This window comes from Mesobacillus jeotgali, from assembly GCF_002874535.1.
Lineage (GTDB): Bacteria > Bacillota > Bacilli > Bacillales > Cytobacillaceae > Mesobacillus > Mesobacillus jeotgali.
Genome location: NZ_CP025025.1, coordinates 2,250,591 through 2,271,641 on the forward strand (window position 1 = coordinate 2,250,591; position 21,051 = coordinate 2,271,641).

At 41.7% G+C, this 21,051-nt stretch carries 18 protein-coding genes and 1 pseudogene; 7 read left to right on the plus strand and 12 right to left on the minus strand.

Annotated elements, in window-relative coordinates; all coding sequences use genetic code 11:
• Nucleotides 1-147: 147 nt before the first annotated feature.
• A complete protein-coding gene (locus CD004_RS11380) occupies nucleotides 148-1,197 on the plus strand; it encodes an NAD-dependent epimerase/dehydratase family protein (protein WP_102262874.1) in 1,050 nt (349 codons plus the stop codon).
• 23 nt (nucleotides 1,198-1,220) lie between these two features.
• Here CD004_RS11380 and CD004_RS11385 read toward each other — a convergent pair whose 3' ends face one another.
• Nucleotides 1,221-1,757: a DUF3231 family protein gene (locus CD004_RS11385; RefSeq protein ID WP_102262875.1), complete on the minus strand. Its 537-nt coding sequence runs from the start codon at nucleotides 1,755-1,757 to the stop codon at nucleotides 1,221-1,223.
• Between the two features lie 61 nt (nucleotides 1,758-1,818).
• Nucleotides 1,819-2,709 (minus strand): LysR family transcriptional regulator, encoded by an 891-nt coding sequence (locus tag CD004_RS11390; RefSeq protein ID WP_102262876.1) that lies wholly within the window; start codon nucleotides 2,707-2,709, stop codon nucleotides 1,819-1,821.
• Between the two features lie 136 nt (nucleotides 2,710-2,845).
• Between CD004_RS11390 and CD004_RS11395 the strand changes: the two genes are divergently transcribed.
• Complete coding sequence (locus CD004_RS11395; protein WP_102262877.1) at nucleotides 2,846-4,132, plus strand: NCS2 family permease; 1,287 nt, start codon at nucleotides 2,846-2,848, stop codon at nucleotides 4,130-4,132.
• Nucleotides 4,133-4,166: 34 nt separating this feature from the next.
• Here CD004_RS11395 and CD004_RS11400 read toward each other — a convergent pair whose 3' ends face one another.
• Together CD004_RS11400 and acnA are read right to left on the minus strand one after the other, a co-directional pair.
• A complete protein-coding gene (locus CD004_RS11400; RefSeq protein ID WP_102262878.1) occupies nucleotides 4,167-4,715 on the minus strand; it encodes a hypothetical protein in 549 nt (182 codons plus the stop codon).
• Between the two features lie 895 nt (nucleotides 4,716-5,610).
• Nucleotides 5,611-8,319 carry an aconitate hydratase AcnA gene (acnA, locus tag CD004_RS11410; protein ID WP_102262880.1) on the minus strand — a complete coding sequence of 903 codons (2,709 nt, stop codon included), beginning with the start codon at nucleotides 8,317-8,319 and terminating at the stop codon, nucleotides 5,611-5,613.
• A 332-nt stretch (nucleotides 8,320-8,651) separates the two neighbouring features.
• Here acnA and sspO point away from each other — a divergent pair, with 332 nt between their 5' ends.
• Complete coding sequence (gene sspO / locus CD004_RS11415; RefSeq protein ID WP_102262881.1) at nucleotides 8,652-8,801, plus strand: small acid-soluble spore protein O; 150 nt, start codon at nucleotides 8,652-8,654, stop codon at nucleotides 8,799-8,801.
• Nucleotides 8,802-8,839: 38 nt separating this feature from the next.
• On the opposite strand, the gene CD004_RS11420 is transcribed toward sspO, so the two are convergent.
• Nucleotides 8,840-9,097: a hypothetical protein gene (locus CD004_RS11420; protein ID WP_041964970.1), complete on the minus strand. Its 258-nt coding sequence runs from the start codon at nucleotides 9,095-9,097 to the stop codon at nucleotides 8,840-8,842.
• Nucleotides 9,098-9,211: 114 nt separating this feature from the next.
• On the opposite strand from CD004_RS11420, the gene CD004_RS11425 reads away from it, so the two are divergent.
• A complete protein-coding gene (locus CD004_RS11425) occupies nucleotides 9,212-9,355 on the plus strand; it encodes a small acid-soluble spore protein P (protein WP_102262882.1) in 144 nt (47 codons plus the stop codon).
• A gap of 73 nt (nucleotides 9,356-9,428) precedes the next feature.
• Here the strand turns inward: CD004_RS11425 and selA are convergent, their stop codons facing one another.
• The gene (gene selA / locus CD004_RS11430) at nucleotides 9,429-10,835 is read right to left on the minus strand and encodes an L-seryl-tRNA(Sec) selenium transferase (RefSeq protein WP_102262883.1); all 1,407 of its coding nucleotides are present in this window, start codon (nucleotides 10,833-10,835) and stop codon (nucleotides 9,429-9,431) included.
• A 162-nt stretch (nucleotides 10,836-10,997) separates the two neighbouring features.
• Nucleotides 10,998-11,186, minus strand: a pseudogene (locus tag CD004_RS24650) (Rdx family protein); the annotation flags it as partial.
• 142 nt (nucleotides 11,187-11,328) lie between these two features.
• Between CD004_RS24650 and selD the strand changes: the two are divergent.
• Nucleotides 11,329-12,429 carry a selenide, water dikinase SelD gene (selD, locus tag CD004_RS11440; protein ID WP_264190881.1) on the plus strand — a complete coding sequence of 367 codons (1,101 nt, stop codon included), beginning with the start codon at nucleotides 11,329-11,331 and terminating at the stop codon, nucleotides 12,427-12,429.
• A gap of 30 nt (nucleotides 12,430-12,459) precedes the next feature.
• Here selD and CD004_RS11445 read toward each other — a convergent pair whose 3' ends face one another.
• Both CD004_RS11445 and CD004_RS11450 read right to left on the minus strand, forming a co-directional pair.
• Nucleotides 12,460-13,404 carry an L-threonine 3-dehydrogenase gene (locus CD004_RS11445; protein WP_102262886.1) on the minus strand — a complete coding sequence of 315 codons (945 nt, stop codon included), beginning with the start codon at nucleotides 13,402-13,404 and terminating at the stop codon, nucleotides 12,460-12,462.
• Nucleotides 13,405-13,468: 64 nt separating this feature from the next.
• The gene (locus tag CD004_RS11450; RefSeq protein ID WP_102262887.1) at nucleotides 13,469-14,659 is read right to left on the minus strand and encodes a glycine C-acetyltransferase; all 1,191 of its coding nucleotides are present in this window, start codon (nucleotides 14,657-14,659) and stop codon (nucleotides 13,469-13,471) included.
• A gap of 474 nt (nucleotides 14,660-15,133) precedes the next feature.
• Here CD004_RS11450 and arcA point away from each other — a divergent pair, with 474 nt between their 5' ends.
• The gene (gene arcA, locus CD004_RS11455) at nucleotides 15,134-16,366 is read left to right on the plus strand and encodes an arginine deiminase (RefSeq protein WP_102262888.1); all 1,233 of its coding nucleotides are present in this window, start codon (nucleotides 15,134-15,136) and stop codon (nucleotides 16,364-16,366) included.
• Nucleotides 16,367-16,408: 42 nt separating this feature from the next.
• On the opposite strand, the gene CD004_RS11460 is transcribed toward arcA, so the two are convergent.
• From CD004_RS11460 to CD004_RS11470, 3 genes are all read right to left on the minus strand, one after another.
• Nucleotides 16,409-16,690: an AbrB/MazE/SpoVT family DNA-binding domain-containing protein gene (locus CD004_RS11460; RefSeq protein WP_102262889.1), complete on the minus strand. Its 282-nt coding sequence runs from the start codon at nucleotides 16,688-16,690 to the stop codon at nucleotides 16,409-16,411.
• 240 nt (nucleotides 16,691-16,930) lie between these two features.
• A complete protein-coding gene (locus CD004_RS11465) occupies nucleotides 16,931-17,659 on the minus strand; it encodes a YqcI/YcgG family protein (RefSeq protein WP_102262890.1) in 729 nt (242 codons plus the stop codon).
• A 112-nt stretch (nucleotides 17,660-17,771) separates the two neighbouring features.
• On the minus strand, nucleotides 17,772-19,175 hold the full coding sequence (locus CD004_RS11470) for an LVIVD repeat-containing protein (RefSeq protein ID WP_102262891.1): 1,404 nt from the start codon (nucleotides 19,173-19,175) through the stop codon (nucleotides 17,772-17,774).
• A gap of 302 nt (nucleotides 19,176-19,477) precedes the next feature.
• On the opposite strand from CD004_RS11470, the gene CD004_RS11475 reads away from it, so the two are divergent.
• Nucleotides 19,478-21,031 carry an ABC-F family ATP-binding cassette domain-containing protein gene (locus CD004_RS11475; RefSeq protein ID WP_102262892.1) on the plus strand — a complete coding sequence of 518 codons (1,554 nt, stop codon included), beginning with the start codon at nucleotides 19,478-19,480 and terminating at the stop codon, nucleotides 21,029-21,031.
• Nucleotides 21,032-21,051 lie beyond the last annotated feature (20 nt).

A 21,051-nucleotide genomic window follows, 5' to 3' on the forward strand; every position in this document is an offset into this window, starting at 1 on the left:
TACATATCATTTTATCAATTATCGGCTTAACAGCAAGTAAAAAATCCGACGATTAAAATTTTCTAAATTATCTTACAATGTGTTATTTTAAAAGCAGACAATCAGTTTGATCAGAAATGGACCAGATAAAATTAGGGGGCCAGATATATGAAAATTCTAGTAATTGGCGGCAGCCGGTTTCTTGGCAGGGCATTTGTAGAGGAAGCGCAAAAAAAGGGCCATGAAATCACAGTATTTAATCGAGGAAACAATAATGAAGTACTGCAAAATGTTGAGGTCTTGATTGGCGATAGGAATGGAAATCTAGAGAAGCTAAAAGAACGCAAGTGGGATGCCGTTCTGGATACTTCAGGCCTAATCCCTAGTTCTGTTCGAAAAATAACATCTATTCTAAAGGATCAAACAGATTTCTATGCTTTTGTCTCAAGTATCTCGGTTTACAAAGACTGGATTCCAAAAGGAATCACAGAGGATTATCCAGTTCAAACAATGCCGGTAGAAGAAGCGGATGAACTCACAAAGGACCCGAATGGCGAATTATTACAATACTACGGACAATTTAAAGCACTGTCAGAACAGGAAGCTGAACGAAATATGCCGGGTAGAGTGTTAAACATCCGGGCTGGACAGCTAGTTGGAGAACATGACTATACTGACAGGCTGCCGTATTGGGTACATCGTATTTCACAGGGCGGTCAGGTGCTGGCTCCTGGAAATCCAAACACTTCGTACGTTCAATTAATTGATGTCAAAGACTTGTCTATATGGATTTTAAAAATGATGGAAGACAAAAATACCGGCACTTACAACGTGACTGGTAAATCCATGGCCTTACTGGATCTATTCACTAAAATTAGAGAAACCACTGGCAGTGATGCGAAATTTAATTGGGGAGAAGAAAAATTCCTGCTAGAAAACAATATTGCCCCATGGACAGAAATGCCACTTTGGATCCCAAACATCACACCGTTAGGACCCGATCATCAGGAACCATGGAAAGGAGCTTTCCATATTAATATAGACAAGGCCATTCAATCAGGTCTTGACTTTCGACCAATTGAAGAAACAATACGGGAGGTTCACGGATGGATACAAACATTGGATGAAGCCAATTACCCTTGGAAAGCAGGAATAGCCCGAGACCGTGAAAAGGTACTGCTTGAAGCTTTAGCAAACCATGAGTTGAAAAACATTTAAAAACAGCGCTGTCAGCGCTGTTTTTACTGTTTTCCCGTAAAATAGTAAGGCGGAACTCTCAACCAGCCCTTTTCCTGCATAAGCGTTTTAAGTGTCAAAGAAAAGGTGATTTTCATCATATGGTATTTTGCAAATAAGTAACCAACATCCGATCGGACAGATTCAGTAATCCCCCTTGTTGCTGACGTGATTCCTACTACGAGATTGTATGCGATTAAATTGGCGATTTCCTCATCATTCATCCTTGCCCCTTCAGGAAGTGCCTTGAATTCACCGACAACTTTTTCGGCTCCTACATCAGGGAGCGGAATTCCTTCATCCTTGAAAAACTGGGTCAATTCCTTGATCATTGGTCTGTGTACATTTTCAATGATATCCACGATCTTTTCTTTAAGTTCTGGGTCCTGGGCTAAATTGTATGCGTGTTGATCGTATCTGAGGGTTTGTTCAGTCCCATGGAGATAAAACCATAGATTCATTACTTCTCCGACATGCAAGGGCTTTTTGTCCCCATCCATAAAAGGAACGAAAGCATCCTTCATCACTTCAAAAAGATTCAAAGCAGGACACCTTCCTTTCTGCAACAGAATTTGGGGTTATTATTTGATTAATAAAGCTTTTCTATTCATAAAAATTATCGGATAAACCGAGACTTTGCTTGACCAAATGAATAAAATTCCTTGCCGGTCTGGATAGGTGATGCTGCTTTAACCAGATTAACCCAACAGATGATTTTAGTTCAGCATCTGTAATATCACTGGTGAAAAGATTTGAGTGTCCGTATGATTGAAAAACAGATTCAGGAACTATGGTTGAACCAATCCCAGAGGAAACCATTTGCATCAGCACATTCATATCTGAGCATTCACATATGACCTGAAGCGGAACCTGGGCTTTTGTAAAAGCGTCATGGATGATATTGTAGCTCCCAAGTCCCTCTGTGGAAGGTAGAATTAACGGATAATTGCTTATTTCATCTATTGATATCTCGTCTTTTCCATTTTCCCTGCAAACGAAAACAAATGATTCATTATATAAATGAAGATAGTTAAGGTCCTGATTAGCCAATGGCAGCCTAACCAGCCCCAGTTCAATTGTTCGATTTTTTACGAGCTCAGCCAAATAGGCTGAATCATTTTGTACAATCCGCAAATAGACAAGCGGAAAGGATGTGTGAAATGCTTCCAGCCATTCGGGAAATTCCGGCACCGACAGAGTGTTGATCCCTACTGATAGGTTTCCCATCCTCCCTTCATCCGTCTCTTGAAGTTCATTTTTCACTTCCTCAAATGCATGGACAATGTTTAATGCATGTCTGTATAACAGCTCACCCTTATCAGTCAATTCAAGCTTTTTCCCATGCCGCTCAACAAGCATTACGCCTAATTCTTCCTCCATTTGTTTTAATTGAAGGCTTAAAGGTGGTTGTGACATATGAAGTCTATGGGCTGCTGCTGTTATATTCCGTTCCTCTGCTATAGCGATGAAATACCTCATTTGTCTGATATCCATTAAAATCCCCTTCTATTTAAAAAAGATATGGTTTTGATATAAATTATATATTTTATATATACATAAAGTCTATGGTACGATATTTTCATTCGTTTCAAAACGGAAAAATTTATCTATATAAGAGAGAGGAGAAAAAATGGATAAATTATTCGATTTAAAAGGACATGGTACAACGTTCGGAAGAGAGCTATCTGCAGGTCTTATCTCTTATATAACAGTTGTATACATCATCATTGTCAACGCAACAATTTTAGCAGCAGCAGGCATCCCGCTTGAAGCAGGAATCATCGCTACGATTCTCACAGTGTTTGCAGGCTGTTTACTAATGGGATTCTGGAGTAACACTCCGATTCTAGTGATTCCGGGCATGGGGTTAAACGCGATGTTTACATATACAATCGTGCAGTCCGGCGGTTTCACATGGCAAGAAGCTCTTGCAATGGTTTTTGTATCGGGAATCCTGTTCATGGTTATAGCCTTCACTCCGCTGGCAAAAACAATCATCGCATCCATTCCTGACTCATTGAAAGAAGCAATTACAGTCGGTATAGGAATACTATTGATTTTAATTGGTTTCGATAATAGCGGAATTATTACAAGCTCAGAGCATACCCTGTTAGAAATTGGAGATCTAAGCAGCTCAACAGCACTTATCACATTGATTGGCCTAATCGTCACAGTTGTATTATTTATTAAAAACATTCCAGGCAATCTATTGTTGAGCATAGTGTTTACGTCTGTACTTTCCCTTCTATTCGGTGACTTCGGAAGTGGCGGAGTTTCGTGGAGCATGCCGGCAATTGGTGAGTACACATCTGTTTTTGGACAGCTGTCATTCGCCCAGGCAGGTAATTTTGTTTTCTGGCTTACAGCATTTTCTCTTGCAATGGTCGTCACTTTTGAAAACATCGGTCTGATCCATGGCCATACAAAAATGCTTAACCAGACGCAAAAAAGTAAGAAGGCACTTCAAGCTAATTCTATTTCGGTTGCCACTGCAGGTATATTCGGCACGAGCCCCACAGTATCATCTGTTGAAAGTGCTGCAGGGATAGCTGCTGGCGGCAGAACAGGTTTAACGAGTATTACTACAGGTATCCTGTTCCTGGCTTCGATCGTACTAATTCCTGTCATAAAAGTAGTACCTGAAAGTGCGGTATCACCGGTATTAATATTAATTGGAATATTGATGCTTCAAAATATAACGAACATCAAGCTTGATGATTTAATGGAAAGCTTTCCAGCACTTCTGATCATTGTATTGATACCTTTAACCTACAGTATTGCAGATGGTATGGCCATTGGTTTTATCCTATACCCGCTCTTAAAGCTGCTGATGGGAAAAGGTCGGGAAATCCAGCCGGCACTTTATATGATTGCCTTGCTATTCCTTGGTAATTTCGTGCTTCAGTATGCTCTTTAATTACAAAAAAACAGCCTTGGATTCCAAGGCTGTTTTAATTTGCTTTTTTGAGAATATACGAAGATGGGTTTGTATGAACGTTTGGTATGAACTTTGAAGCTTCCTGCAACAAATGGATTTGAGCAGCCTGTGCCTGATCTACTGTCCCCATGCCATACATCTTCAAGGACTTCTCAAGTACAAGCATCGATTCATGACCGTTTACATAGTAAAGACTTTCACCTGTACGAGGGTAATAGGATTCAAGAGGCTTTATATTGGATATGACATGATACTGTGCTTCCCCGTTTTGAGAGTACCCTGCCACCACTGCTTCAAAGGGCTGTCCATCCACCATGAGCATAGGATTATTGATTGATGACTGGATCGATTCAGCCAGTTCTTTCAGACTGAATCCTTGATTAACGAGAGTTTCAGCAGCGCTTGCGGCCATCATGGCATATTCCTCATTACCAGAGAAAGCAATGAAGGCTGTATTTGGTATTAATTCTTTAAACCTGATATCATCGATTATCTGATGAGTCCCCAAATCAGTAACTAATGAAATAAAATCCTCTCTTGCAACTATCGATACTAGGCCCATAGAAAACACTCCTTATGTTCCATCTATCTTAAACATACCTTTTTGCCAGCAAATATCAATAGGAGAAGTTGTCGATTCAATAGAAGTTTTCGCGGATTTTGTAAAATAAGCCAAAAGAAGCAGTTCCAACTGTGAAATAGTTGAGAAAACTGTATTTAATAGACGTTTGACAGTCATATCCACTAAACAATAACATAACCTGGCGATTCCAGCTTTCCATATCAAACTGGATTTCTGACAGGTTCAGGCCCTTCAGTTGAAAAGCTGTCATGATTATCCCATTATCTTGACAGGTTAAGGCTCTTCAGGCGAAAAGCTGTCATGATTATCCCATTATTTTGACAGGTTCAGGCTCTTCAGGCGAAAAGCTGTCATGATTATCCCATTATTTTGACAGGTTCAGGCCCTTCAGTTGAAAAGCTGTCATGATTATCCCATTATCTTGACAGGTTCAGGCTCTTCAGGCGAAAAGCTGTCATGATTATCCCATTATTTTGACAGGTTCAGTCTCTTCAGGCGAAAAGCTGTCATGATTATCCCATTATCTTGACAGGTTCAGGCTCTTCAGGAGAAATGCTGTCATGATTATCCCATTATATTGACAGGTTTAGGTCCTTCAGGCGAAAAGCTGTCATGATTATCCCATTATTTTGACAGGTTCAGGCTCTCCAGGCAAAAAGCTGTCATGATTATCCCATTATCTCGACAGGTTCAGGCTCTTCAGGCAACAAGTTGTCAAGATAAACTAAATATCTTGACAGGTTAAGCCTCAACAGGCGATGAGTTGTCAAGATCGCCACGTTATTCTAACTAACTAATACGAATTAAAGGAGACACTACTATACACAAAAAACCCCCTGGTCCGCATAACGGCCAGGGGGTTCAATTAGATTATTTACGCTTTTAATTTATCACGAAGAACCATTTGCAGGATTCCGCCGTGACGGTAGTAGTCGATTTCTACTTCTGAGTCGAAACGTACAAGAGCTTCGAAAGTCTTCGTGTTGCCGTCTTCATCAGTAGCTGTCACAGTGATGATGTCGCGTGGGCGTACTTTTTCATCGATCTGGACATTGAATGATTCTCTTCCCGTCAGGCCAAGAGTTTCTGCGTTTTCACCAGCTTTGAATTGAAGTGGCAGAACGCCCATCAATACAAGGTTTGAACGGTGGATACGCTCGAAGCTTTCAGCGATAACAGTCTTGATTCCTAATAGGTTCGTACCCTTCGCAGCCCAGTCACGGGAAGATCCCATACCGTAATCTTTGCCTGCGATAACCATCAGGCCAGTGCCCTGCTCTTTGTACTTCATGCAAGCATCAAAGATGGACATAACTTCGCCTGTTGGCCAGTAAGTTGTGAAGCCGCCTTCTGTGCCAGGAGCGATTTGGTTTTTGATACGGATGTTTGCGAATGTTCCGCGCATCATGACTTCATGGTTACCACGGCGTGAACCGTATGAGTTGAAGTCGCGAGGTTCTACACCCTTTTCACGCAGGTATTTTCCAGCTGGTGTATCTTTGCCGATCGCACCTGCAGGAGAAATATGGTCAGTTGTTACAGAGTCACCGAACTTGCCGACTACACGAAGGCTGTTCAATGGAGCCACTTCTCCAGCTTCTGGAGTCAAACCTTCGAAGAATGGAGGGTTTGCGATATAAGTTGAATCCTCATCGAACGTGTAAAGCGGATCGCTGTTTGTTTGGATCTCGTTCCACTTCTCATTGTCAGTGAATACAGTTTCGTACTCTCTGCGGAACAATTCTGGAGTTACTACTCGGTGAACAACTTCGTTCACTTCTGCAGTTGATGGCCAGATATCCTTGAAGAATACATCTTTTCCGTCTTTGTCTTTTCCGATTGGATCGTTCTGCAGATCGATATCCACAGTTCCTGCAAGTGCATAAGCAACAACCAACGGCGGTGAAGCCAGGTAGTTTGCTTTTACAAGCGGGTGAATACGTCCTTCAAAGTTACGGTTACCGGAAAGAACAGAAGTAACAAGAAGGTCGCTTTCAGCAACAGACTTTTCGATTTCAGGCTTTAATGGACCTGAGTTACCGATACATGTTGTACATCCGTAACCAACAAGGTTGAATCCAAGAGTTTCAAGGTAAGGAAGCAATTCTGAATCACGAAGGTATCCAGTAACAACCTTTGATCCTGGTGCCAATGAAGTCTTGACGAACTTAGGAACTTCCATTCCAAGCTCAACAGCCTTCTTGGCAACAAGGCCTGCACCTACTAGTACGTATGGGTTTGATGTATTTGTACAGCTAGTGATCGCCGCAATGGCAATTGCACCAGTCTTCATTGTTGTTTTATCGCCATTAGCAAACTCAACAACAGCTTCTTTTTCGATTTCTTTCTTATCTAAGCCGAATCCCTGGTTTCCTGCAGGAGAAGTCAATGCTTCCTTGAAGGATTTCTGCATAGCAGAAAGTGGAATCAAATCTTGTGGACGCTTTGGACCGGATAGGTTAGCTTCGATTTCTGAAAGGTTGATTTCTACTACATCAGTATAGACTGGCTCTAATGCAGGATCGAAAAATAGTCCGTTCTCCTTGCAGTATGCCTCAACCACGTTAATGTGATCTTCGGAACGTCCAGTTAAACGCATGTAATCCAATGCTTCTCCGTCTACTGGGAAGAATCCGCAAGTAGCGCCGTATTCAGGTGCCATGTTGGCAACAGTCGCACGGTCAGCAAGTGGAAGTGTAACCACGCCAGGTCCGAAGAACTCGACGAATTTACCAACAACGCCTTTGCTGCGAAGAACCTGTGTCACTTTAAGTGCAAGGTCAGTTGCAGTGGCGCCATTCGGCATATCTCCTACTAATTTAACACCTACTACTTCTGGTACTGGGAAGTATGAAGGCTGGCCAAGCATTCCAGCTTCTGCTTCGATACCGCCTACGCCCCATCCAAGAACACCAATACCGTTGATCATTGTAGTATGTGAGTCAGTACCTACCAATGAATCTGGGAAAGTTTCAAATTCGCCATCTGCATTTTCTACAGCGTGGACAACGTTTGCAAGATACTCAAGGTTAACCTGGTGCACGATACCTGTTGCTGGTGGAACAGCACGGTAGTTATCGAATGCTTTTTGTGCCCAGCTTAAGAACTGGTAACGTTCAGCATTACGTTCGAATTCAAGCTCCATATTTACATTAAGTGCATCTGGAGTACCGTATTTATCAACCTGTACAGAGTGGTCGATTACTAGATCAACCGGCTTTTCTGGATTGATTTTGTCTGGGTCTCCACCCATGTCGGCCATTGCTTTTCTTAGTGATGCAAGGTCAACGACTGCAGGTACACCAGTGAAGTCCTGAAGAATAACACGTGAAGGCTTGAAAGGCACATCCACTTCTTTCACTTCGCTAGTTCCCCATTTTGCTAGATTTTCAACGTGCTCTTTTGTGATTACAAAGCCATCATGCTGGCGAAGTACGGATTCAAGCAAAACCTTCACTGAGTAAGGCAGTTTTGATACATTGCCGATTCCAGCCTTTTCTAATGCTGCCAGGCTATAGTAATGATAGCGTTTCCCGTCAATTTCAAATGAACTGCGGGCGTTAAAAACATCTTGGTTTGACATATGTTTACCCCCTTCTTCTACGTAAACATCATAAACTAATTATAGGTAATTGTCGAAAAGTTTGAATCTTTTATCCCATCCTAACTTTTCTCACAATTCCATATTAATATAACCTTATATATAAGTAAATAACAAGAAAGTTATTGTGCTTGATAAGTTTTTCTTATTATAAAAATCATATACATGATTAAAACTACCTTAATGAGATTTTATCAATAAAAAAACCTCTCCACTTTCTATGGCAATTTGAAGAAAAACTATTTCGCAAAAATGAAAAAGCTGGATTGTGGAGAACATTACGGGAAAAAATATGGCAGATGGAGGTGAATTCTGTGGTAAAAAGAAAAGCAAATCATGTCATTCCTGGAGCGAATGCTGCCAAAGCTCAAGGCAATGGTGCAGGCTATAATGAGGAAATGGCAAATGAACCATTAACTGAAATGGAAAAGCAAAACAATAAAAAACGGAAAAAGAATCAGTAAGAAATCAAAAGCGGAAGGCCTCCCTTCCGCTTTTCCTGTTATTCCATATTTACCTCAGTTACAATGCTGCGCAAATCCTGCTGGAACCTTTCAAGCTGCGCCCGTTGATGTTCAGATGCGTTTTCCAGGGCATTTTCTATTTGCTGGAATGCTTCATTCACTTCATTTTTAAGGTGCTTTAGCTGATGACCATAGCTTGCGCTGTCACGTACGATTTCCGAGTATAATCCTTGTGCGTCTTCGAATCCTTGCTGTGCTGCCTGAAAGGCTTGCTGTTTATCTTTATGATAAGGCATATGTGATTTCCTCCTGGTGTATTAAATCTATATCGTTAAATTGCTCAGTTATAAGTAATTTATTCAGTATAAATTCGGCAGAAAATCTAATCCTAAAGTCAGGAGGGATGAGCAATGAACAAAAATGATTCTAAAGATATGCGCAAGAATGCTCCGAAGGGCGATCAAGACAGCCAGCCTGCTCCATTAAGCGGATCGAAGAAAGTGAAGAACCGTAACCATTCTCGCCAAAAACATAACTCAAACCACGATATGTAAATAAGTACAAGGCGCATTGACGCGGGATAACCGCAAAAAAAGTAAGGGCAGCCAGATAAGGCAGCCCTTACTTTTAAATTTGTTTTAACGCATTCAAAAGAAATCTTTGTTCTTCTTCGGTAACAGTCCGAAGATCGACATTAACCTCTTCCTTTTGGATACGGACAACGATTGCCGGGGAATGTTCCGTTCGGAGCTTCCTGGCAATATGTTCAGCGCTTACCTCTGGATGGCTTATTGAGACTAGATAGGTTGGAAGATGGACATCGGGCATCGTCCCTCCGCCAACCTGGCTGGTACCCTCAGTCACAACCGCTTTTAGCCCACTTTCTAAGGAATCAATGTCCTCGGCAAAACGCTCTGTCCTGTCTCTAAGTTCCTCAAGAGGAACAAGCAAGTCTCTTAGTGTCGGGATATGATGTAACCCTTGCTCACCCCTAAGATAATCCATCAAGGTCCCCTCTAACGCCGCGAGTGTCATTTTATCTACTCGAACTACTCGTGCGAGCTGGTGTTTTTTCAGCTTATCAATAAGTGCTTTCTTCCCTGCGATGATTCCAGCCTGTGGTCCGCCAAGAAGCTTGTCCCCGCTGAATGAAACGATATCTGCTCCCATTTTCAGTACTTCTCCTACAACTGGTTCGTCTCCGATTCCATGGCGGGTGAAATCATAAAGAACACCGCTCCCAAGGTCTTCGTAAAAAACTACATGGTCGTGCTTACTTGATAGTTGGGCCAATTCATCTGTTTCTACAGTTTTCGAGAATCCATATATTTTAAAATTACTCGTATGGACCTTTAGGATCATCCCGGTATCGTCAGTGACTGCATTCTCATAGTCATATAAATGGGTTTTGTTTGTTGTTCCAACTTCCACTATATGAGCTCCGCTTTCTTCCATAATGGAAGAAATCCGGAATGAGCCTCCGATTTCAACAAGCTGGCCGCGTGAAACAATGACCTCCTTGTTTTTTGCAAGTGCACTCATGATTAGATAAACTGCTGCAGCATTATTATTAACGACCATCGCTGCTTCAGCCCCAGTGACCTTTTTCACCAGGCTTTCAACATGGCTGTGCCGCGACCCGCGCTCGCCTTCTTTCAGCCTATACTCAAGATTGGAATAATTCCTCGCGGTTTCTACCACATGCTTCACTGCATTCTCGCTCAATCTTGCCCTTCCAAGATTCGTATGTAAAATGGTTCCTGTAGCGTTAATGACCCTTTTCAGTGTATAGTCAAATCTTTCTGTTGCGGATGAATCAAGCAATTTAAATAGCTGGTCAACAAACAGTTGGGTACCAGGCTCTGGCCCAGTCCATTTTTCATTAACAATTTCTTTCCTTATATCATTTAACACATCTTTGATTATGTCTGTAAAACGATCAGCGTCCGTATCATGCTTCTTGACCAAATCAATAAACCTGGAATCTTTCTGTAGTTCATGTACAGCAGGCAGCTGCCTTAAAAACTGTTTCAAACTCTATCTCCCCCACAACATTAGTGCATTCATTAATTATATCATTATTGCCCAATTAAAAGTTTTTTCAAAACTGTGAACTTGAAGGGTAAATGCAAACCATTTAAACCGTGAAAAACCTTGATAAATTGTATAAAAAAAGCCCGGCTAATTGCCAGGGCATTAATTCATCGCTTCCATTTGTTTAATCATTTCCTCTGAATCAGGGAAAACACCTGTATCCAGTTTCGAATATATTGTCTGGCCATTTATTGTTACTTCAAAAGCTCCTTTGGAAGCTGGGATCAGCTCCATCTTCTCAATCTGGCTTCGGAAATGAGTGAATAATTCTTCCGCGAAACTCGCGGCTTTTGGTGCGTAATTTCACTGCATGCAAAATTGGATGGTTACTTGAAAATTCTTCATTGCAAATCCCCCTATAATACTTTTTTATATGTATTTACTGTCATTTTAGTGTAAAGCCAGGGTCAGTGCAAATAATAATAGCTTAAGGATGATTTTCAAAACAAGAAAGAGTATACTTTTTTTGGAGGTGATCAGGTTGAGTGAACACGAGAAAATTCGTTTGACTTCTCTATCAACAAAGGCTGGCTGAGGATGCAAAATCAGTCCCGAGGACTTGACGCAAGTTTTGCGTCTATTGCCAGAACAGGAAAATGTTCCTGAACTGCTTGTCGGACATGAGACTTCCGATGATGCAGGAGTATATAAACTTACAGAAGATATCGCCCTGATTCAAACGATTGATTATTTCACCCCTGTAGTGGATGATCCATATATGTTTGGCCAGATTGCAGCTGCGAATGCCCTAAGCGATGTTTATGCCATGGGCGGCGAACCTAAAACAGTTCTTAATATGGTGGGATATCCGATCAAAAAGCTCGGTCCGGATATGCTCGCAGAAATATTAAGAGGTGCCAGTGACAAAGTGAAGGAAGCTGGCGCACTGACGATCGGCGGTCATTCAATCGATGATCAGGAACCAAAATTCGGTTTATCTGTAACTGGTCTTGCCCACCCTGGTGCCATCTGGAAAAATGTCGGCGCAGCACCAGGTGATCTACTTGTTCTGTCAAAACCTATCGGTGTAGGCATTCTGACAACAGGAATCAAGCGCAGCGCAGTAACTGCGGAGCAGGAGCAGGCAGTAACCGATACAATGGCATTACTGAACAAATCTGCCGCAGATGCGCTGAAAGCCTTCACACCACACGCGGTAACGGATGTAACAGGATTCGGCCTGCTTGGGCATGGCAGTGAAATTGCACGTGGCAGCAATGTCAGTTTTGAGATTTCGTTATCGGATGTACCTGTATTAGATGGTACATATGAATTGGCTGCAAAAGGAATAGTGCCTGGAGGATCAAAATCCAACCATAAATGGCTGGATAACGATGTGGAGTATCAGGACATTTCTACTGAAGAGCAGTTAGTACTCTGTGATGCGATTACTTCCGGAGGACTCCTTGTTTCGCTTCCTGAAAGTGAAGCGGGACAGTACGTGGAAGCCTTGAAAAACAAAGGGCTCATTCATGCGGCTATAGTTGGGAAGGTCATAGAAAAGAAAGATAAACTAATCTATGTAAAAAGGTGAAATCAATGAGATTTCACCTTTTTCTTCTATCTATAACTTTGTTTTTAATTTTTCCAGCATGTCAGCAGTCATACTTGAGAGATCATATTTCGCCTTGAAGCCCCACTCTTCAGCCGCAGCTGATGCATCGATTGAATTAGGCCAACTGTTGGCAATGGCCTGTCGTACAGGATCAACATTATAAGAGATTTCAAACCCAGGAATATGCTTCTTGATTTCCGCTGTAAGTTCCTCTGGATCAAAACTCATTGCCGTAACGTTAAAAGCATTTCTATGAATCAACTTGGAAGGGTCAGCTTCCATCAGGTCAATAATCGCGCCTAGCGCATCTGGCATGTACATCATGTCCATGTAAGTGCCTTTATCAATATATGAACTGTATTTCCCATTCTTGATTGCTTCATAATAAATTTCAACTGCATAATCAGTTGTACCGCCGCCTGGTGGGGTCACATAAGAAATCAATCCAGGGAATCTGACACCCCTTGTGTCTACCCCGAAACGGTGGAAATAGTAATCAGCAAGCAACTCGCCAGCAACTTTGTTTACACCATACATGGTAGTTGGACGCTGGATGGTGTCCTGCGGGGTATTGTCCTTAGGGGTATTAGGACCGAATGCCCCAATGGAGCTTGGTGTGAAAAATTGTAAATTTAGTTCTCTAGCAGTTTCTAGTGCGTTCATCAGGCCGCCCATGTTAAGGTTCCAGGCGAATACCGGCTTCGTTTCCGCAGTGGCAGATAGCAATGCTGCCATATGCATGATGGTATCGACTTCATATTTCTTGGCCAGGTCGACCATTTTATTTGCATCCATGACATCGAGTATCTCGAATGGACCGTTCATAGCAGCTGCTGAATCAGTTTTCCTGATGTCCGTCGCAATCACATTATCCTGCCCATAAATGTCACGTAGCTTAACTGTTAGTTCAGAACCAATCTGGCCAAGCGCGCCAGTTATTAAAATTTTCTTCATTCTATGTACTCCTCCTGTAATCCCTGAAAAAAAGGCCGGCTTGTTAAGAAACCGGCCTATTCAATTAAATAATTTCTAATTCCTTGCCTACTTTTTCGTAAATAGAAATGGCATTGTCTAGCATTTCCTTCGTATGTGCCGCCGAAGGCATATTTCTTACACGGCCAGTTCCACGAGGTACGGTAGGAAATACGATTGATTTAGCATATACTCCTTCTTCGTAAAGCCTTTTACTGAACTGCTGCGTCTTGACTTCATCGCCAATGATACATGGAGTGATTGGTGTCTCAGAATGGCCAATGTCGAAGCCAAGTTTTTGCAGACCGTCCTTCAGATAGTTTGCATTGTCCCATAGACGCTCGTTCAATTCTGTACTGTCCATCAAGATTTCAATGGCTTTAATACTCGCTGCAACATCGGCTGGAGTGAGAGAAGTCGAGAAAAGGAATGGACGGCTTCTTACTTTCAGCCAGTCGATCAGATTTTGTTTACCAGCTACATATCCTCCGACTACACCGATAGCCTTTGATAGAGTCCCGATTTGGAAATCGACTTTATCTGAAAGGCCGAAATGCTTGACAGTTCCAGCGCCTTCACCCAGTACACCTGAACCGTGTGCATCATCGACATATGTAATGAGATCAAATTCTTCTGCGATTTCAACAATTTCCGGAAGCTTCGCGATGTCACCATCCATAGAGAACACGCCGTCTGTGATGACCATGATTTTATTGTATTGGCCTGATTCCTTCGCTTCTTTCGCTTTTGCGCGAAGGTCCTCCATGTCTGAGTGGTTGAAGCGGATGATCTTTGCTCTGGATAAACGGCAGCCATCAATAATTGATGCGTGGTTCAATTCATCGGATAGGATGGCATCATTTTTATCCATTACAGCTGAAATGGCAGCCATATTGCACATGAATCCTGACTGGTATGCAATCGCTGCTTCTGTCTTCTTGAATTTTGCCAGTACTTCCTCTAGTTCAAGATGCAGCTGGAGCGTTCCGTTGATTGTACGTACTGCACCTGCTCCCACTCCGTATTTTTCAATGGCTTCATCTGCAGTCTTTTTCAGTCTTTCATCTGTAGCGAGTCCAAGGTAATTATTTGAGGAGAGGTTAATCATCTCTTTCCCATTAATGGTTATGACTGGTCCATTTGGGCTCTCAAGCGGGTCGATTACATTATATAAACCCTTCCCTTTTAAATCCTCCAGGTTCTCATTTAAAAACTGATTCAATGTTTTACTAGACATCGTAAATCCCCTTTCTGCCTTTACAATTGGCATGTCATTATAATGGATACATCTGTCTTTTTGGAGAGGACAATATTTTTGTCTCTATTTCCATGTTTAATGTGTGTTCACAAAATATACTTTATCATATTTATTTTATTTGTACATCTATGAAGGACAGAAAACGCTTTCTTTTTTCTGTTTAGTTTTCCCTATTTTTTCTCACAATGCATGATTTTTTACGAAAAGCTTTTTTCGCTTTGATGATAGCCTTGCAAGTCAAACCCAATCATAAGCTTTTAAATGAAGACCTTCCCACAAGCTTTTATGAATGAGCTCTAAAAATAGGTTTGAAAGTTTTTATTAGGGTATAGAAAAGGGAGCCAGTCTGCAGGCAAGCAGTTTGGCGGGGGCAGTGAAATTTTGAGTTGTACATAATAATCACTTCCTCCTTATTTCATATAGAAATAGATACTGAATATGGAGGCTGTTTATATGAATTACCCTTTGAATGTAAAATCTGAAATTGGTGAATTAAGATCCGTGGTCCTGCACCGGCCGGGGAAGGAAGTCGAAAACCTGACACCCAAATACCTGGAACGGCTTCTTTTTGATGATATCCCTTATTTACCGGCAGTCCAGAGAGAGCATGATTATTTCGCGGATGTATTAAAAAACCGCGGGGTAGAGGTTCTTTATTTGGAAAAATTAATGGAAGAATCATTAAAAACTGATGAACTTAACCAACAGTTCATCGATCAGGTATTGAATGAAAGCAAGAGCAATTTGAATGGCTCGCGAAAAACAGTCGAAGAGTATCTTCATTCTCTTTCAACTGATGAAATGATTCGAAAAGTCATGTCCGGGGTTCTTAAATCAGAAATCGAGCATGAGAAGAAAGTTCATTTACATGAGCTTCTCGATGATTACTACCCATTCTTTCTCGATCCAATGCCAAACCTTTATTTTACAAGGGACCCGGCAGCCGTAATTGGAGATGGAGTTTCTTTAAACAAAATGTGTGAAGGTGCAAGGAAAAGAGAATCATTGTTCATGGACTTTATCATTAAACACCATCCTAGATTCTCCGGACATGACATCCCACATTGGTACGACCGTGATGAATATTATCCATTAGAAGGCGGAGACGAGTTGGTACTCAGTTCTGAAGTGATTGCGATTGGAGTTAGTGCAAGGACGTCTGCACAGGCTATTGAAAAATTGGCGAAGCGCATTTTTTCAAGGAACGATACGATTAAAAAAGTGGTTGCAGTTGAAATTCCAAAATTAAGAGCCTATATGCATCTGGACACCGTATTTACAATGGTTGATCATGAGAAATTCACAATCCATCATGGAATTGAAGGCCCTAATGGAAATATGAAAATTTATATTCTCGAAAAAGGCATGGATTCTGACACACTTAACATTTCCGAGCGCTCAAATCTGACAGAAACACTAAAAGAAGTCCTCGGTCTACAGGAGCTTGTACTGATTCCTTGTGGAGGCGGCCATGAAATTGCTGCTGCCCGCGAACAATGGAACGATGGTTCCAATACACTTGCGATTGCACCAGGTGTAGTTGTTACCTATGACCGTAACTATGTTTCGAACGATTTGTTGCGTAAAAATGGAGTGGAAGTCATTGAGATTCCAAGTTCAGAGCTATCAAGAGGACGTGGTGGCCCGCGCTGCATGAGCATGCCAATCTACCGAAAAGACTTGTAAACAAAAAGCAGTCCTGGAAGCAGGACTGCTTACATGTATATACTAGCTGGTCGCCAGGTAACTTTGCAATTCTTTGACCAATTGCTCTGCTCCTTCTTTGCTTAAGATGATTTTCCCGTCTGCCAGTGACATATTTTCACTGCTGATGGTACCGGTTATGAGGCAAGTACGATCTGGCTGGTATTTCTTCAGGATTATCATATCCTCATCCACAAAAATTTCAAGCGGATCACTTTCACCGATGCTCAGTTTTTTCCTAAGCTCCATCGGAATGACCACTCTTCCCAGCTGATCAGTCTTCCTCACAATTCCTGTTGCCTTCATATAGCATCCTTCCCTTCCAAAAAAGTGTGGGAGTGGATGTCTGTTCTTTGAATAAATTCTAGCCCAATACAATTATAGCAAAACAAGGCATAATTTTACATTATTAATGTGTCAGTTTAAACAATCAGTGATTGACCGTAAATATGATCTGACTAGCTTCATAAAAACATCTAAGTATCTATAATAGTCGAACTCATCACAAAAAGGCTAAATTCTATTATAAGAATTTAGCCTCTAGTCTTATTTATTATGAAAAGGACATTTCCCTTCTATTGGTTTACTGTCGTCTCCGATAAAATACATTTTCCATTCTCTATGATCCGGGTCGCCATAGTGGCTTACATTAGGGTGCTTTGGCAGGTTGTCCCACTTTTCGACACGTTCCCTCACCTTTTCACGTGACATTATACCACCTTTTGAAGTTCCTTCAAGTCCCTCGAAAATTCGACGCGGCTGAAAACCAATGACAAGACTATTGCCCAGGTCCCTCGTTTTCCGCTGTTTATAGGCGGGTGCATTTCCGAAGGCAAAAAATGGTTCACCAGCAAACGAAAATGCCCATAAGTGATGGTCAGGATCTTTAGGATAATCAGCAGGCCATGGCTGCGTATCTTTTTCATGAAGGAACTGAAGTACATTCCAGAAGTATTCACGATAGTAATCAATTGTTTTTTCTTCCATTTCAGGCTCGACGAATACAAACAAACCATGTCTTATAAGAGGCTTGGAATCATCAAACAATGCAATGAACTCTTCAATAGCGCCGGGCAATTGAGCCCAATTGTCCCTGCTGATATATGAATAGCGGAGCTCCCCTTTTTTCTCGGCAGTCATTCCAAAATAGCAAGGAAACTCTCGATTTGTAACAACCTCCCGGAAATTTTTGTATTCATTTATCACCCATTCAGGCACAAGGTCAGGGTTGACCATATCTTCCTTTGTAAACAAATAACTATTGGTAACTGGCATCTTTTACACCTCAAATTAGTTAGTCAGTTATCATTTACCCTTTCTATATTGTAATAAACTATTTTAAAAAAAAGTAAAAGCACGCAATCTCTGCGCGCTTTTACTATGGTATTTACTTGACGCCTTGGCTCTGTGTTGTGGAGGTACTATTATTCTTCAATAGTACCTTCAACCCTGATCCCATATCAGATGCAAGAATGTAATTTCTGTTTACAAATACTCCCCAGACATTGCTCATTTCAGGAACATACTGTCCAACTTGAACGGGATTTGCAGGGTCAGTAATATCCACAGCATATACTCCTCCTGCGTAGTGGGACAAGTACAATGTGTTCCCATGGACTTTAGGGTCGTGGACTGTATTTGCGAATGTAACGCCATCCTCGATATTATCAACTAAATCAGTCTTGAACTCACTTAGCAATTTAGGGTTTGTTTTATCTTTAATATCGAAAATCCTTGTGTAGCCATAGGATTGTTCATAACCTTCTTTCGTTGGGCTATAGACTTCCCTTGTCTCAATCAGAACATTTCCTCCTTTTGCAAGGGTAGCCGAGTGTGCGGATCCCTGCTGGTTGGAACCGAAATCTGTACGTCCCAGATATTGAGGGTTTTCGGGATTGCTGATGTCAAAAATGACTGTTCCTAAATCCCACATGGAGACATAGGCATACTTTCCGGTTTCATCTATCATCGTACTGTGATTGAATACTGGGCGGGTTTTTCCGTCAGGAGAATTCCAATGATATCCGTTAAAATTGTCTGGAATTTCTTCAAGCGTTCTCGGGTCGAACTCCCATAGTTTTTGAGGGTTTGCAGGGTCGCTGACATCCACAACCTGGAAGTCCTTCTCCTCCCCATGGCTATAATAGTCTGCATAAGGATTGGCAGCAAGTACAATTGCACGGTTCCCCTGCATAGTTAAATATAACTCATGAGTTCCTCTCGTTTTCTTTGTTACCTCATAGAATCCTAGCTTTTTTGGTTCTGTTGGATTTGTAACGTCATAAAGCATAAAACCGCCTTTGGAATCAGGGTTTTTACTATTTAGTTGCTGCACACTCACCACGGCAAGATCTCCTTTAAACGATGGAGTGTTGACACTTTTTACGATTACTTTTTCTTGCCAGGTTCCAGGGATATCATTATTGGCAAAAACAGCAACCTCTTTAGGATTTGACGGGTCCTTCATATCAAATACCCTTACCCCTCCATTGCCGCCATTTTTTGTGTGAGTTCCAAGATAGGCATATCCTTTATGGGCATAGACATCCGCAAAGCTGTTTTGCTTTCCGTCAGCCCTTACCGTTTCCATTTCAGGAGCGGCTGCTTCATGTAAAAATTGAAGGTTTTTGCTGCCCTCTATTAAAGGGACAGAAACGTTGCTATATCCAGCCCTCTCTCCTTTTTCAATATTGACATCCCCAAGCTCGTCATGGGCAAGTACATTAAATGGGACAGAAGAGACCGTCAGAGCACCAGCTAAAATAAGACTCGATAACAAACGTTTTTTCATTATTTAAAACCTCCTTCTATGTATTGAATAACAATATAGCAGAGGTGAAAACTTAGCTTCAATTAAAAGACTGTATTTTTTGTAAATTCAGTTAATTTATCCTAATTTTGTAATTAGCTACTATGTCTATGGTAGTTGTTTCGGATTCCGAATTAGGAAAAATTCCACAAAGCTTGCAGGAACAGTTTCCATATCTTCCAGCCTAGAAAACGCTGGTGGAAAACAATAGATTTTAGTATGATTAAGAAATGTGATTGTAAAATATTTGTTTTCTTAAAATAGATTAAAGCGAGGATTTTATCATGAGTTTATTAAATGTAGAAAATTTAAGCCACACATTTGGGGATCGTACCCTTTTTAAAGACGTTTCCTTTCGTTTGCTGGCAGAAGACCATGTTGGTCTTGTAGGAGCAAACGGTGTCGGAAAGTCGACCTTGATGAATATCATTACTGGGCAGTTGATACACGATTCCGGTAAAGTTGAATGGACTCCAGGTGTCAAGTATGGATATCTTGACCAGCATACAGTTTTGACACCCGGAAAAACAATACGGGATGTCCTGCGCGATGCTTTTCTTCCTCTTTTTAAAAAAGAAGAAGAATTGAATGAAGTTACTGGAAAAATGGCTGATGCCTCACCTGAAGAACTTGAAAAATTACTTGAACAAATGGCCGAAATCCAGGATGCCTTAGATGCAGGAGGTTTCTACTCCCTTGATATGGAGGTCGAGGAAGCTGCGCGGGGTCTGGGTTTGGACGCAATTGGTATAGACCGCGATGTTTCAGCTTTGAGCGGCGGTCAGCGTACAAAAGTTCTGCTTGCAAAGCTATTGCTTGAAAAGCCAAAGGTTCTCCTGCTTGATGAGCCGACCAACTACCTTGATGTCGAGCATATCCAGTGGCTGACTAAATATCTGAAGGACTATCCATACGCTTTTATCTTGATTTCCCATGACACTGAGTTCATGAACCCGGTTTCTAATGTCATTTTCCAATTGGAATTTTCAAAGCTTACTCGCTATACTGCTACTTATGAAAAATTCCTGGAATTGGCCGAGATTAACAAGAATCAGCATATCAACGCATATGAAAAGCAACAGGAATTCATCAAGAAACAAGAAGATTTCATTGCCAAAAATAAGGCGCGGTATTCGACAACAGGCCGCGCGAAAAGCCGACAAAAGCAGCTTGACCGTATGGAACGGATTGACAGACCCGAAACAGCCGTCAAACCTACTTTTGAGTTTAAAGAATCCCGCGCAAGCAGCCGTTATGTATTTGAAGGCACAGACTTTGAAATTGGATATACTCACCCGCTTCTCCCTAAAATGTCGGTTACAATCGAGCGTGGTGAGAAGATTGCGATTGTCGGAATGAATGGTGTCGGTAAATCGACCTTGCTGAAAACGATGCTCGGAAAAATCCCTGCGTTGAGCGGTAAGATCGAACGCGGCGACTTCCTTTTCCCTTCCTACTTCGAACAGGAAGTGAAAGCAGGAAGTATCACTCCTATAGAAGATGTCTGGAGCGAGTTCCCTGGTATGGATCAGCATCAGGTCCGCGCTGCATTGGCACGTGGCGGCCTGAAGAATGAACATATATCACGTCCGCTGAACCAGCTTAGCGGCGGAGAACAAGCGAAAGTCAGGCTGACAAAATTGCTTATGCACGAGAGCAACTGGCTGCTATTCGACGAACCTACCAATCACCTTGACATTACTGCGAAAGCGGAGTTAAAGCGTGCATTGAAGGCTTATAAAGGGACGATTGTCCTTGTCAGCCACGAACCAGATTTCTACGAAGACTGGGTAACAAAAGTCTGGAATGTTGAAGAATGGGCTGAAAAATCGAACTAGAATCATTAGGATCCTGACGG